The sequence below is a fragment of the Polaribacter sp. Q13 genome (genome assembly GCF_016858305.2).
GTDB lineage: Bacteria > Bacteroidota > Bacteroidia > Flavobacteriales > Flavobacteriaceae > Polaribacter.
In genome coordinates this window covers 406,788-422,877 of sequence record NZ_CP074436.1, presented here as the reverse complement: position 1 = coordinate 422,877, position 16,090 = coordinate 406,788, and the positions used below count along the sequence as shown (strand labels likewise).

Annotated in this window: 11 protein-coding genes; all 11 read right to left on the bottom strand. The window is 33.3% G+C overall.

Annotated features, from left to right (window positions below; translation table 11 throughout):
- Positions 1-138: 138 nt before the first annotated feature.
- On the bottom strand, positions 139-1,674 hold the full coding sequence (locus JOP69_RS01740; RefSeq protein WP_252191163.1) for an alpha-L-fucosidase: 1,536 nt from the start codon (positions 1,672-1,674) through the stop codon (positions 139-141).
- A 115-nt stretch (positions 1,675-1,789) separates the two neighbouring features.
- Positions 1,790-2,995 carry a family 43 glycosylhydrolase gene (locus tag JOP69_RS01735; RefSeq protein WP_203393844.1) on the bottom strand — a complete coding sequence of 402 codons (1,206 nt, stop codon included), beginning with the start codon at positions 2,993-2,995 and terminating at the stop codon, positions 1,790-1,792.
- Positions 2,992-5,217 carry a c-type cytochrome gene (locus JOP69_RS01730; protein ID WP_203393843.1) on the bottom strand — a complete coding sequence of 742 codons (2,226 nt, stop codon included), beginning with the start codon at positions 5,215-5,217 and terminating at the stop codon, positions 2,992-2,994. Before JOP69_RS01730 ends, JOP69_RS01735 begins: the two co-directional genes overlap by 4 nt.
- A gap of 111 nt (positions 5,218-5,328) precedes the next feature.
- Positions 5,329-7,839: a glycoside hydrolase family 2 protein gene (locus tag JOP69_RS01725; protein WP_203393842.1), complete on the bottom strand. Its 2,511-nt coding sequence runs from the start codon at positions 7,837-7,839 to the stop codon at positions 5,329-5,331.
- Positions 7,840-7,849: 10 nt separating this feature from the next.
- Positions 7,850-8,863 (bottom strand): L-rhamnose/proton symporter RhaT, encoded by a 1,014-nt coding sequence (locus tag JOP69_RS01720; RefSeq protein ID WP_203393841.1) that lies wholly within the window; start codon positions 8,861-8,863, stop codon positions 7,850-7,852.
- 49 nt (positions 8,864-8,912) lie between these two features.
- Positions 8,913-9,947: an aldose epimerase family protein gene (locus JOP69_RS01715; RefSeq protein WP_203393840.1), complete on the bottom strand. Its 1,035-nt coding sequence runs from the start codon at positions 9,945-9,947 to the stop codon at positions 8,913-8,915.
- A gap of 28 nt (positions 9,948-9,975) precedes the next feature.
- Positions 9,976-11,070 carry a mandelate racemase/muconate lactonizing enzyme family protein gene (locus JOP69_RS01710; protein WP_203393839.1) on the bottom strand — a complete coding sequence of 365 codons (1,095 nt, stop codon included), beginning with the start codon at positions 11,068-11,070 and terminating at the stop codon, positions 9,976-9,978.
- Between the two features lie 7 nt (positions 11,071-11,077).
- Positions 11,078-12,634: an arylsulfatase gene (locus JOP69_RS01705; RefSeq protein ID WP_203393838.1), complete on the bottom strand. Its 1,557-nt coding sequence runs from the start codon at positions 12,632-12,634 to the stop codon at positions 11,078-11,080.
- Positions 12,635-12,658: 24 nt separating this feature from the next.
- Entirely contained in the window at positions 12,659-14,113 is a 1,455-nt protein-coding gene (gene aldA, locus JOP69_RS01700) for an aldehyde dehydrogenase (protein ID WP_302850195.1), read from the bottom strand.
- A gap of 34 nt (positions 14,114-14,147) precedes the next feature.
- A complete protein-coding gene (locus tag JOP69_RS01695) occupies positions 14,148-14,912 on the bottom strand; it encodes an SDR family NAD(P)-dependent oxidoreductase (RefSeq protein WP_203393860.1) in 765 nt (254 codons plus the stop codon).
- A gap of 148 nt (positions 14,913-15,060) precedes the next feature.
- Entirely contained in the window at positions 15,061-16,077 is a 1,017-nt protein-coding gene (locus JOP69_RS01690) for a zinc-binding dehydrogenase (protein WP_203393837.1), read from the bottom strand.
- Positions 16,078-16,090 lie beyond the last annotated feature (13 nt).

Here is a 16,090-nt window from a genome sequence, read left to right as displayed (position 1 = left end):
AAAAATGTTAATACTGTATAGTTTGCAATGATAATCATTCTTAAAGTATTGTTAATTTAAAATTTAGGTTTTCAAAAAAAAAAGTGGCTACAATTGTCATTGTAGCCACTTAAAAAATTAAAATAAAATACTATTATTTTACATAATTTTAAATGTAAAAGCATGTTTTCCTTTCTTATTTTCAGGAAGCTTAATAGTAAGACCTTTTTCATTTCTTACAAAACTTAAATTCTTACCATTACCTCCTAACAATTGTATTGAAGTTATTTCTTTAGGGAACAAGCCATTTCCCTTTTTTAAAGAATGAATCGTAAATTCTTTTCCTTCTGGCCAATCTAAAACAATAGCATATAAAGTTGCACCTTTAGTTGTAAAACGAATATCATCTGCTGTATTGTCTGCATTTTTTTGTTCACTTAAATGCCCTTCTACTACTTTAGAACTTCCTTCGCCATAAATATCAAAAGTTCTTGTACCATAGATAGCTTCTCCATTTACTTTTAACCATTCTCCCATTTCTAATAAACGTTCTTTTACAGGCTCCGGAATTTCTCCGTTTGCTTTAGGCGTAATATTTAACAATACCGCTCCATTTTTACTAACAACATCTACTAAAAAATCTATTAATCTATTTGTTGATTTATAATTAGGATTTTTAATATGCGACCATGAGTTCCAATCGATAGAGTCATCTGTAAGCCAAGGAAAATCTTGTTTTTCACTCATTCTTGCTCGTTCTAAATCTAAGACTGCCGATCCTTTAGCAAAATCTTCAAATTTGTAGGTAGAAACTACTTCTTGGTTATTTTTATCTGCATGATTGTAATAATATTCTAAAAATTCTTTTCGGTGATCTTCTGCAATAATGTCTACTTTATTATCAAACCAAACCATGTCTGGCTCATATTTGTCTACAATCTCTTTTAAACGATTTAACCATTGATCATTAAATTCTTTACCTGCTAATGGGTAATACGTATCTCCGTTACGGTTCTTTCTACTAGGAAATTTAAAATCTCCTCTGTTTACTTTTGGTCCATACAAACCTGCAAATTCAGGGTTTGATGCATCTGTAGTTTCATCCCAAGTAGGAAACCAACCATATAACCATTGTCTATGGAAAGTAGCAATAAATTTCATATCTCGTTTTCTAATTTCTTTAGACAACTCACCCATTACATCTCGTTTAGGTCCCATTTCTTTAGCATCCCATTTGGTTAAATCGCTATCCCACATGGCAAAACCATCTGCATGTTCAGATACTGGACCTGCAAATTTAGCTCCGGCCTTTTGAAACAAATCTGCCCATTCTGCGGCATCAAATTTTTCTGCAGTAAACATGGGAATAAAATCTTTGTATCCAAATTTATCTAATGTTCCATACGTTGCTACATGGTGTTTATAAAAATCACTTGCCTCACCATTTTTAGCCTCCGGATTGTCTTTGTTTACATACATCCAATGTGCATACCACTCATTCTTATATTCCGGAACAGAATAAGGGCCCCAATGACAGTAAATTCCGAATTTTGCATCTAAAAACCATTCAGGAGTTTTGTGTTGCTTTAAAGATTCCCAATTTGCAGTATACTTTGGCTCTTTTATTTCTTTGTTTTCTTTGGTTTTACAAGAAATTACAAAAACGAATACTATAATCCAATATTTTTTCATCATTACTCTTCTTTAAATTTTAATAATCAAATTCTATAACATTAATCGTATTATTCAAAAAAAGACCACATATAGCGGTCTTTTTTTGGATATTAAATTCACTATTTTACTTTACTTCCTATTTTGCTCCCTCTGTAAAAGAACCATGTTGCTTTTTATTAATGGTTGTAAACCTTCTTATGTATTGATAATCAGAATTTTTATATTCATGAGTCAATCCCCATCTTAAAATTTCTGTTGGCTCCTTTTCATTATCTGCTGTTCTATTTAACCCAATGGCATGTGGTGCATCTTTTACAGCTCCCCTAACTTCAAAATTAATTCCATCTGGAGACCATTGTACCGTATTTCTCTCTGGCCCATCTGTAGTAATAAGTGACGCAATACCTCCATTATATTTCCAAACACAGATTTCATGTCCACTATTAGAAATAGGATTGTAAAGCGATTTTACATAAGGCCCTTTAGGATTATCTGCAATAGCAACCCCGTGTCTTATTTGTCTACCACCAAATGTAAATTGCTCACCCATTTGTTCTCCTTTATAATACAAGTAAAATTTCCCTTTAAAAGGAATAATACAAGGATCGTGTACTTTATGGCTGTCAAAGTCTCCTTTTTTAGCAACAGAAAAACGGTCTTGTAAATCATCACCTATCCAAACACCATTATCTGCAGGACTTAAGATTGGTTCTTTACTTTTTGTCCAAGGGCCATTTGGCGATGTAGACCAAGCTAAACCTACTTGATTTTTCACTCTTTTGTTGTAAGGTGATTTTACAGTTTGATAGCATAAATAATACATCCCTTCATTTTCCATAATTTCTACAGTAAAAACAGAACGATCATCATAACTTCCTTTTTCTCCTCGTTTTACAGCAACTCCTTCTTCTTTCCAAGTAATTCCATCTTTTGAGGTTGCGTACCAAATATCACATCTATCCCAAGGAAAAACTTTTACTTTTTCTATATCACCAACAAACCCCTGAGTTGGCCCAGTACTTTTTGTATACCAAGTATAGTATTTTCCATCATGCTTTATAATTCCACTTGGATCTCTTCTAACAACACCTTCTTCATATGCCAAGTCTCCTTTTAAATCTTGAATCTGATATTCAAAATACCAATCATTTGTAGCCTCTTTAGGCCAATTTAAAGCCCTTTTAGATGCTGCACTTAAATGTGCTTTATCAGTAATTCCTAAATAATCTTGTTGTTCATCAGTAATTTCCATATCCTTTACTTTTTGTCCAGTTATTTTTTCTTTAGTATTACAAGAAACCATGATTAGGCAAAAACTAACTAGTAGTATTTTTATTTTCATTTTTTATTATTTTTCTTTTTATACAATTCTTCAATAGTCCAATACGTATCTCTTTCCTTAATTTCTTTTTTCTTTTTAAAGTTATCAAATTTCCAACGCAATATTGGACCCGCATCATTCAATTCACTTCTAACATATGTTAAAACACTAGAAAGCCATTCTGAATCTTGATGTTTCATACCGGCCATAACACCCGCATACTCTTTACCATCAATAGGCCCCGTTAAACCATCTAATAATATTTTAATTGCTATTTCTGGATTACCGGTAACACGAGGAGATCCCACCAAAGATGGCGCAACACCTTCAATTCCCTTACCATTTACACCATGACAAGCCATACAAATTGTATTAAAGTTTTTATATCCTTGAACAATAGCATTTCTAACCTGGCTGCTCTTTAAAATATGTTTTTTCTTTAATTGCTCAATAACCGGTGGTACATCTTTTAAGGTTTCTGTACCAATAATTGAAACGACTTCGTTTGTAGGATTGTTTTTAATAATATCTTTAATAACAGCTTTCGTTTTTGCATTTTTATTTGTTCCAAATGAACGAATAACTTGTAACGGAACTTCTACATCTGCATCTGTTTTTAAAGCGGATACAGCATCAAAAATATTTTGATTCCCCTTACTTAAAAAAGGTTCACTAATTCTTATTGCAGCTCTTTTTACTCTAGAATCTTCATCTTTTAAGGCTACAATAAGTATATTTTCATCAATAGCATCTAAACCTTCAAGTGTCCAAAGTGCATGCATTCTACCCAAAGCAGATGCTCCGTTATTCACTTTTTTCTGCAAAGCAGGAATAATAGTTTTATCTCCTTTTAAAATAATTAACTTCTGAGCATTCATTCTGTGCCAACCATTATCATTATCTAAAAAAGGCAATAATTCTGTTGGTGATTTATCTAACAATTTCACTTTTTTAGAAGGCGTAATTTCATCATGAACAATTCTATAAATTCTACCTTTTCCAATATTTTTATCAAGTCCTAATTTTTCTACAACAGGACGTAAAAAACTTCCTTTTCTAACCCAATTTCCTTCCTGAATAATACCACGATACATATCTACAACATACAAACAACCATCAGGTCCTGTTTTTGTGTCTACAGGTCTAAAGTTTGCATCTGTAGAAGCTAAAAACTCTGTTTCATGATACGGATTACTTAACACTGTTTTTCCGTTAATGTGTTCCACTTTTGCTCTTCGGATTAATCTACCAACTGGTTCCGGAATAAATAAATCTCCATAAAGAGGAAGTTTATCACCTAAAAATACACCTTGACCACAACTTGCCGTAAAATGATTTAAAGTACCATCTTCTCGCAATCTTTTAGGTCCACCTTGCACATCTGGTGTTCCTATAATAGGCCAAACAGCCTCAAAACCTTCTTGTTTTTGCCCTTCTAATTCTAAATTACCATAGGTAGGATGTTGCTGAAAACCTAAAGATGAGTTTTCTCCACCCGCACTTGAATAATACAATTGACCAACTTCATCTTGCGTTAATCCCCATTGACCATTTGGAGCATCTCTTAAAGTATCCGTTTCTATTTTACCACGGGTAAATCTATATCGAATAGCATCTCTAGATAAATACATCCAGTTATCTATACTCCATAAAATACTTGCAGATTGATGCTCTAAATTAGCATTATCTCTTTTATGACTTTTTAATAATAATATTTTTTCATCTGCAACATTATCTCCATCGGTATCTCTATAACTCCAGATATCTCTATTGTAAGTTTCACCAACAATTAAACGATCATCTAGCGGTTTTATAATTCTAGGTAAGATAATACTATCAATAAAAACAGTGCTTTTATCCATTTTACCATCATTATCTAGATCTTCTAAAACCGAAATTCTACTCCAAGGTTTATTTTCATCTGTTCCATCTACATCTTGCATATAAGTAAGCATTTCTGCTACATAAAGCTTTCCGTTTGCATCCCATTCCATTACTACTGGTTCGTTTATCATAGGTTCGCTTGCAACCAATTCCATATGATACCCTTCTGGTAAATGCATGGTTTTGATACTTTCTTCTGGAGAAAGAAATTGTACTGCTGGAATTTTAACAATAGCTGGTTTCTTATAAATTATATCTGAATATGTTTTTGTTTTTGTCTCAGTACAACTAGCTAGAAGACATGCAAAACTTACTGCTATTAAAAATGAAAAATTAGAATTCGAAAAAGGTTTATTCATTGGTTAGTTGGTTTTATTCTCGCAAGATATTGAATACATTACGAAATATACAAGCGATTTATTCCGAATAAAACAACAAATGGTTTAAAAGAAGTTTATTATTGATAATTTTTACTCAAACCCTCTTGTTTTTATCGTATCCGTTTTACTCTCGTATTCCTTTTTATTTGCTCCTATTATTTGATCAAAAAACCTTAGATAATTTCCATAAGAATATTCACTATTTCTATTTCTAATCTCTTCACCCATTTGTTTAAATTTAGCAGCATCACCTCTTTGGTCTCCAATTAAAAACATATAATTATTTGAAGATAAAACGTCTCCATTTGCATCCGTAAGTTCAACATCAACATAGAAATTCTTTTTCACCTTTTTAAGAACCTTTGCTTCAATTTCTAAAAATTGTTTCGAACTATTTTCTTCAATCTTTTTAACATCAAAAGAAGATTTTTTCAACACTTTCTTATCATCATCTAAAATTGAATAGGAAACTTTACAATTTTTATATGATTTATATAAATCGTTCACAATCCAAAACTGACCTTTAAATGTTTCTGAATTCAACCATCTACGTTTTGCAAAATTCAAATTAACCAGTACTGGTTGATATGCCGTTTTTACAAATTCAAAAGAACGTTTTGGTTGCAAATAACTATCAATAATTCCCCATTTCATATCTGGCCAATAGGTAATAAAGTGACATAATGCAATTCCACTTGTTTTCGGTTTATTTCTTCTGAAGTGTTCTATAGACAATTGAAAAATTATACCCTGAGCATCTTGAGTTGCATCTACAAATTCTTGTAAAGAACCTTTTTTCTCGTCTCCAAAAGTATCAAAATTCTGAATTCTTAATCGATCTAAATCAGCCCAATGATGTCCCCAACTTGGTCCTGGAGGCCATAATTCATCTTTAGGAATAAATTTCTTTAAACTTTCTACATTCGGAACTGATGTAATTGCCAATTCTGGAACAATCGGATAATCTAGACTTTTAAACCATTCTTCCATAGGCTTTTTACCCATTCCATAAAAATAACCTAAAGCATGCACTGCTTCTTTTGGTTTAAAACCTGCTTCTAGCGAAGGATCATTCGTTAAAGGAGAGTCTGGAACATATGGTAAATCAACCATCTTTTGGTATCTTTCTCCTAAAGTTTCCAAGAATTTTCTTGCATACACAGGATCACTTGCTCTTAGTAACATTTCTTCTCCACCTTCCATCATAATTAACGACGGATTGTTTCTTCTGTTCTTAACTACATTTTCTCCTTCTTGAAAAATACGCTCTAACAATTCTGGATCATTAGGAATATTCCCTGTTCCTAACGGAATCATATCTTGCCAAACTGTAATTCCTTGCTCATTACATAACTTGTAAAACAATGGAATTTCTGGTGGATGCCATCCAAAAATACGAATGTTATTCATATTCGCTTCTTTGGCTAATGCTATTAACTTTCTATACTTTTCTTCTGAAGTTCTACCTACAAAAATATCTGGCGGTCCTCCCCAACAAGCAGAACGAATAAAAATTTTCTTTCCATTAATCATTGTTGTTCTTGGAAAAGAAACTTCATCTCTAGAAAACCCAGGATTCCAAGCCATTTCAACTTTACGTAAACCATACGTAATTTCTTTAAAATCTTGATTTATTTTACCTTCATCTAAAGAAACTTTTGCTTCATATAAGTTCGGTTTTCCTAAATCCCAAGGCCACCAAAGTTGAGGATTCTCTACTTCAATCTCCTTTTTTATTATTTGTTTACCTGGCTGCAATAACTTCTTAAAACGAACGGTTTGCTGTTTGCCATCAAAGTTTTGACCTTTAAAAGATATTGTAATATTCTTTTCTTTTGCTACTTTTTCCGTATTCTCAACTTCAATTTCAAAAGTTACAGATGCTTTCTTTTCATTTGTAACATTTGGTTTTGCATACACATCTAATATTCTAGATTTACCAGTAAAAACCAAATCAATTGAACCTGTTATACCAAACGGAATTAAATCTCTCCAATAATCACCAAACCAAGGTGTTTTTAACCCTGCAACTTTAGCGTTTACCTGCGGAGGTGGTGCCAATCTAATCACCAACATATTAGTTGCTTTCAACCAATGCTTATTCGTTAAAATAGCTTCATTTACATCAAAAGAAAAAGAAGAAAACGAGCCTTTATGACTACCAATAAAATGACCATTCAACCAAATATCACATTCGTGATCTATTGATTGAAAATCTAAACGAGCAACTTTATCCGTTAAATCTTGATTTACTTTAAATTGAATGGAGTACCACCATTCGTATTGCATAACCCATTGTGCCTTTACACTATTTCTACCAAAGTAAGGATCTTCAATAGCTCCCACTTTCCATAAATCGGTATACACATCTCCCGGAACTTTTGCAGGGTTCCAAACTAAGGTTTCAATATCACCTGGAGGCAATTCATTAAGACCCGCTTTTACACCTTCACCCGGTAGCATCATTTTCATTTTCCATCTATAACTATCTAAACTAGTTATTTGCTGGCTATTATCATTGTGATTACTTATAGTACTTGGTTGTGCAAATACATATATTGAACTTAGACAAAAGACTAAGATACAAATTGCTTTTTTCATTATATTTTTTTTATAAACTATTACTGTAAGCCACTATTAGAATTCCAACTACCATACAAGTTAAGCCAAAATATAAAGATCCTTTTGCCTTGCCAGATGCATTTACCCATTCTTTAGTAATTAAACCACTTATAATAGCAGTTACAACGCAGGCCGTGTTAAAAATAGCATAACCTACACTACCACCAGTTTCTCCTAATTTAAAAGCAGCATATGCAAATATTGAAGACGCCGCAAAATTGAAGACGCCCATTACGGTAGTAAGCATAATATTTTTACCTAAATGAGGTGTTTTAAACTTACCCCACAATTTTTTAGCTGTTAATTGCTGTGCAAAATAGATTGCAATAGCAACACCACCGGCCATATAAATTACATACATAACAGCAATGGCACTTTTCCATGACTCATTTCCTTGTGCTTGAGAAGCTGCATCAATAATTTGCGCTCCAGCTGCATTGGCATAACTAAAACCTGTAGCTAATAAACCACCAACAACTGCAATTATAATACCCGTAATTACAGAACCACCTTTCTTTTCTCCGGATTCTGCATTTTTTTGCTCATCTTTTTGACGTAAAATACCTGCTCTTCCATTGGCCATTACACCAACCAAAACAACAGCTAAACCTCCAAGAATTGTTAAAAATATATTTGTTTCTGGTAAACCTGTTTGTATAAAAGGCAAAAGAGAACCTACTAATATTACCGTACCTATAAAAATCGAAAATCCTAAAGATAAACCAATATAATTAATTGCTTTTCCCCACATCATTGCTCCAATACCCCAAAGTATACTACAAACAATCATTGTTAATAAAACATCTGTTGGTATCGCTCCTAAAACATCAGAAAAACCATCTATTAAAAGAAATGCAGCAACATTTGGTACCACAAAAGTATTAATGGCAAAGAACATACTCCATGTATTTTCAAATTCAAAATCTTTTGTAAATTTTTCTGGTAATGCATACAATCCTAATAATAATCCTGCTAGAATAGCAAATAGAACACCTGTTATCATAAAATAATCGTTTAAGTTTAGTTAATATTTTTTATTCAAATTGAAAGTATTACCACCCAAATTTAAAGATGGTAGTACTTTTAAATTCATCTCCTGATTTTGTAATCGATTTTGGCGAATTTTTAATATTTGGGCCATTTTGATATCTGTGTGTTTCACAACAAAAACCTTTATATTTTCCATATTGCTCACCATTTTCCCTTTTTATTTCATCTGATGTATATTTACCTGTATACAACAACATACAAGGTTCTGTAGATGATACTGTTAATGATCGTCCAGATATTTCTGAAGTAATTTGAGCCACTTCTTTCAATTTAAAATTAGCGTCTTCAAATACATAAAAATGTTCGAATCCATCTCCTAATTCTTTGTGTACATCTCCAATTATTTTTCCTTCGGATAAATCATCTGCTTCTCCAGAAATTGCTGCTATTTCCCCAGTTGCTGCTCCAGTTTCATCCATTACAAGTCTTTTTGTTGTATGAACTTTTGCGTGATGATTTTCTACCGTTGATGAAAAAGCATTCAGATTAAAATACGTATGATTTGTTAATGACAGAGGCGTATCTTGATCTGGCGTAGCACTATAATCAATCCTTAATTCATTATCATTTGTTAACGTAAAAGTGACAGAAACTTCTACATTCCCTGGAAAACCTTCTTCTAAATCTCGGCTATATAAAGACATAATTACACTATCTCCCTCAGCTTCTCCATGCCAAACTTTTTTATCAAATCCAACAGCACCACCGTGTAAATTATTATCTCCACAGTTATTTGTTAATTGATATTCTTTACCATTTAAATTAAATTTCGAATCTTTAATCTGAGAGCAGTATCTACCAATAGTTCCTCCAAAATAAGGTGAGTTTTCTAAATATTTTTTATCAAAATATCCATCTAAAGTATCAAAACCACAAGCGATATTTTGTATATCTCCATTCTTATTGGGTACTAAAATTTTAGTTATTGTTGCACCAAAGTTTGTAATACTAACTTCAACTCCATTCTCATTTTTTAAAGTAAATTCTTCGATAGGTTCACTTTTATATTTTCCAAACTTTGAAATCTCTACGCTCATTTAAGATGTGTTTTTAATTAATGACTAATTATTTTTCTTCGAATTCAGCTAATTTTTCCCAATCAAAAACAACTCCAACTCCTGGGTAATCTGGCGCTACTGCTCTGTAATTCTCTACCACTAATGGTCTTGTTGTATATTCATCAATAGGAAAACTATGCACTTCTAACCAACCAGAATTTGGTTGCGCAGAAACTAAACTTACGTGTAATTCTTGCATTCCGTGAGAACATGCTGGTATGTTATGCTTATCTGCTAATCTTGCAGCTGCCAACCAACCTGTAACTCCTCCGCAATTAGAAGCATCTGGTTGCACAAAAGATAATTTAGCTTGGTCCATTGCATATTCAAATTCGTGAATCGTATGTAAATTTTCTCCCATAGCTAATGGAAATCCTGTTTTGTCAACTATTTCTCCAAATCCTTTGTAGTTATCCGGAATAATAGGCTCCTCAAACCAGGTAATATTATGTTCTTTAAAACCTTCTATCGCTTTAATAGCTTTTTCTACCGTCATCGAATAATTGGCATCTACCATAAAAGTAACATCTGGACCAATATATTCTCTCACTGCTTTTATTCTGTCTAAATCTTCTTGTAAATTTTCTCTACCGATTTTAATCTTAACAGCATTGAATCCTCTTTCTAGGTAACTTTTCATGTTTCCTAAAAGTTTTTCTATTGGAAACATTAAATCGATTCCACCACAATATGCTTTACAAGTATTTCCTGCTCCACCAGCCATTTCCCAAAGTGGTTTATTCGCTTTTTTACAACGGATATCCCAAAGAGCAATATCTACAGCAGAAATTGCGAAAGAAGCAATTCCTCCACGACCAACATAATGTACATGCCATTCTAAAAAGTCGTAAATAGATTCAATATCTGTTCCGTCTTTACCAATTAAAACGTTTGTAAAATCGTGTTCTACCATCGCCTTTATGGCAAATCCTCCTTTACCACCAGTGTATGTATATCCGGTTCCTTCACTTCCATCTTCTAAAGTAACAGTAACAGTTACCAATTCAAAATGATAATGATCTCCATGTTTTGCATCTGACATTACCTCTGGTAATGGAACTGTAAATAACTGGGTTTTTATATTGGCTATTTTTGTGCTCATCTCTAAATTACTTTAATTCTAATTTCTGTGTTTTACTATAATTCTCTCCTCTTATCTCAATAAATTTAGCAAATAATTCTTTCACCTTTTCAGTATGTTTGTCTGCTAAGTTATTTTGCTGACCTGCATCTTCTTTTAAGTTATACAACTGAAAAACATCAGCATTACCTGTTTCTATTTTCACATCTTCAATTACAGCTTGTAAACCTTTGTATGGCGGAATTAACAACCAATCCCCACTTCTTAAAGCTGTTCTAGAAGTTGCTTCTAAAATTAAATCTTGTCTTCCTTTTTCGCTTTTCCCAAATAAAACATCTAAGTGATTTTCACTATCTACTGGTGTTCCTGCAGATGCTCCAACTAACTTCCCTAAAGAAGCTAACACATCTATTTGACTTACCAATGCATCAGAAACTTTAGGTTGAATTTTTCCTGGATAAGAAACAATAAAAGGAACTCTTGTACCGCCTTCAAACAAGCTATACTTACCTCCTCTTAATCCTCCTTTAGGATCATGATTTCCTAATTTTTCTTCTGCATCATCAAAATAACCATCATTTAAAACCGGGCCATTATCACTAGAAAGAATTACAATTGTATTTTCTAAAAGACCTTCTTCTTTTAAAGTTTTCATTAACTGACCAACGGCCCAATCTGCTTCTATAATTACATCTCCTCTTGGTCCTAAACCAGAAGTTCCTACAAATCTTGGATGCGGAGTTCTTGGCACGTGTGGTTGTTGCATAGCATAATACAAGAAAAAAGGTGCTTGCTTATGTGTCTTTACATAAGCTTGTGCTTTTGTTAAAAAGTTATCAGCCATTTCTTCATCAGTCCACTTTGCAGCTTCACCACCTTTCATAAATCCAATTCTTGGAATACCGTTTACAATACTACTATTATGACCATGATGCCATTTCATTCTTAACAATTCTGGATTGTCCTTTCCTGTTGGTTCACCTTCAAAATTAGTATCATAATTTACTTCAATAGGATCACTAGGATCTAAACCAACTACATTTCCATCTTTAATATATACCGTTGGCACACGATCTTGCGTAGCCGCCATAATATAAGACTCGTCAAAACCTACTTCATTCGGTCCTGGTGAAATATGCTCATTCCAATTTACAACGCCAGATCCTAAACCCAAATGCCATTTACCAACAATACCTGTTTGATATCCTACTTTTTTAAGCATTTTAGGTATTGTTTCTTGAGCAGTTGAAATAACCAAAGGAGCCGTTCCTGGTAAAATATGTGCATCTTTATTTCTCCAAGGATAAACCCCTGTTAACAACGCATACCTACTTGGTGTGCATGTTGCAGATGAAGCATATGCGTTTGTAAATTTAATTCCGCCATTTGCAAGCGCATCAATATTTGGTGTTTTAAATGAAGTTGCGCCGTAAGAACTTAAATCTCCGTAACCTAAATCATCTAAATAAATAACCACAATATTTGGTTTTTTACTTGTTTCTGAACTAGCTTCTTTTTTCTTTTCTGATGATTGACAACCAACCAAAAAAACGGTTAAAAAAGCGATGTAAATGTTTATTTTCATGATCCTATTTTTTTTTTAGAAAAACTACGCTTTATGTCTAATATAGAAAGTTTTCTTTTCCATGTATTGTTCAAAACCGTATTTACCATCCTCTCCTCCTGAACCTGATTTTTTATATCCGTTATGAAAACCTTGATGTTGCTCTCCATGACCTCTATTTACATAGATTTCTCCATACTCAAGTTCATCATTACATTTCATAATTGTACTCATATCATTGGTAAAAACCATGGCAGCTAAACCATATTCACAGTCATTTGCATACCCAATAACTTCATCAAAAGTTTTGAATTTTAATACAGGTAAAATAGGTCCGAATGATTCTTCATGAACAATAGTCATGTCTTGAGTTACATTTGTTAAAACCGTTGGTTCAAACCAAAACCCTTTGTCAAATACACCTCCTTTTGGTCTTTTACCTCCAGTAGCAAGTGTTGCTCCTTCTTCTAAACTTACCTTTACTAAATGCTCCATGTTTTTTAATTCATTTCCATTTACTTTTGGTCCCATATCGGTTTCTTCTAACATTGGGTCTCCTACTTTTATCGCTTTTACTTTAGCAATGAATTTCTCCATAAAAACATCGTAAATATCTTCTTGAATATACATACGTTCATTACAAGTACAAACTTGTCCACAGTTATCAAAACGAGAATGCAATGCCGCATCTACAGCAGCATCTATATCCGCATCTGCAAATACAATAAAAGGTGCTTTTCCTCCTAATTCTAATTGCACATGAGTTAAGTTTTCTGCAGCATTTCTTGCAATTGCTTGTCCTACTGGTGTAGAACCCGTCATAGTAACCATTTTACAAATAGGGCTTTCTACTAAAGCGTTACCCATTGCTCTTCCTGGTCCTGTTAAAATATTAATAACTCCTGCAGGAATACCTACTTTATTGGCAAGGTTTCCTAACTCTAAAGTTGATAATGGTGTTTCTGACGTTGGTTTAATTACAATCGTATTTCCTGCAACTAAAGCCGGACCTAATTTACGTCCTGCTAATGCCAATGGGAAATTCCAAGCAGTAATAGCAACAACAACTCCACGAGGTACTTTTTGAATCCAGATTTGTTCGTTAGGATTATCCGAAGGAATAATATCTCCCTCAATTCTTCTTGCTCCTTCGCAAGCATATCTAATAAAAGAAGCTGTTACAGCAACTTCTCCTTTTGCTACTTTTAATAATTTTCCTTGCTCACTAACTAATAATTCTGCTAAATAATCTGTATTAGCATCTATTTCATCAGCTAATTTATATAACAAATCTGCACGCTCACGAGCAGGTAATTTTTTCCATTCTTTTTGCGCTTTATCCGCAGCTTCTAATGCTTCAATAGCTTCTGCTGCTGTACCATTTTGAACCCTTCCTACAATTTCTTGGGTAGATGGGCTTATGATATCGATCGTTTCTCCTGATGTAGAGGTTACCCACGCACCATTAATAAACAATTGGTATTCTTTAATTTCTGACATTTTAATAATTTTTAAAGGTTAATTTACACTGGAATTATCTACCCATCCATCCACCATCTACTAGTGTAATAGATCCGTGCATATAATCTGATGCTTTAGATGATAAGAATACTATTGGCCCAGCAAAATCTTCTGGTGTACCCCAACGACCTGCAGGAATACGTGCTAAAATAGAATCTGCACGTTCTGGATTGTTACGCAATGCTTCTGTATTATCAGTCGCAATATAACCTGGTGCAATACCATTTACATTTACTCCTTTACCAGCCCATTCGTTCGCAAATGCCATAATCATTTGTCCGATGGCTCCTTTACTAGCAGCATAACCTGGTACTGTAATTCCACCTTGGTATGTTAATAATGAAGCCGTAAATATTACTTTACCAGAACCACGAGCAATCATATCTTTACCGAATTCACGTGTTAAGATAAACTGTGAATTTTGGTTTACTTCAATCACTTTATCCCATAATTCATCTGAATGTTCTGCAGCAGGAGCTCTTAAAATTGTTCCTGCATTATTCACTAAAATATCTATTTGAGGATGATTCGCTTTTACATCGCTAATAAAAGCATACAACGCTTTTCTATCTGAAAAATCACACTGATACGCAGTAAACTTTCTACCCAAAGCAGTCACTTCTTTTTCGATAGCACTACCAGATAATTCTAAAGATGCCGAAACACCAATAATATCTGCACCAGCTTCTGCCAAAGCAATTGCCATTCCTTTTCCTATTCCTCTTTTACAACCTGTTACGATTGCTACTTTTCCTTCTAAACTGAAACTATTTAAAATACTCATTTTTTATTTTTAAAAGGCTATTAGCTTTTAGCCATTAGTATATATTGTGGTTATTTTTCTCTATATGTTTTTTTTCATAATTCGAAAATCACTAGAACTAACATTTCAGCCTATAGCTAAAAGCCAATGGCTAAATGAGAATTTATAATTGACAATCCATTAAGACTTTTAATCCATCAGGATTATTGTCTATGTTTTCAAAAACTTGCTGAATGTTACTTAACGGCTGTACATCTGTTATCATGTCGATAAAAGGCAACTCGTTGGCAGTAATTAATTGGATAGATTTTTCATAATCTTCTTTTTCGTAAACACGAGCTCCGATTAATTTTAATTCTTTCCAGAAAAATTTGAATAAGTCTACTGGTTTTTTCTCACCGTGAATAGCAACCATTAAAATTCTTCCTCTAATTCCTGCAACTTCTGTCATTACATCTAGCGTTGGCTGAACACCTGCAACTTCAAAAACTACATCTGCTAAACGTCCTTCCGTTTTTCCTTTTACATATTCAACTAAATCAATATCAATAGGACTTACGGCATCAAAACCTAATGCTTTTGCTTTTTCAATACGTTTAGGGTTTACTTCAGAAACAATAACCTGTGCCCCCACTTCTTTAGCCACTAAAGCAACTAATAATCCTATAGGACCACCACCTAAAACAACAGCAGTTTCTCCTTTTACCAATCCACTTAAACGAACATCATGTGTTGCCACAGATAAAGGTTCTATTAAAGCGGCTAATTTTAAATCGGTATTTTCTTTTAATTTATGTAAAACAAAACTAGGCACATTCCAATATTGCTGCATTGCCCCCTCACTGTCAATACCAATAAATTTTAATTCTTCACAAATGTGATTAAATCCTTTGTCTGATGCTTTTACTTTTCTATCATCTAACGGACGAACAACAACTTTTTCACCAACAGAAAAACCTGTTACACCTTCTCCTACTGCATCAATTACTCCAGACATTTCATGACCAATTGTTACTGGAATATCTACTCGCTTATCCATCATTCCATGATAAATATGCACATCTGTTCCACAAACACCAACATAAGCTACTTTTATTCTTACTTCTCCTTTTGCTGGTTTCTGTACTTCTTTTTCGATTACTTTAAAGGTTTTATTCCCTTCGTATTGTGTTGCTTTCATCTTATAATTTTTG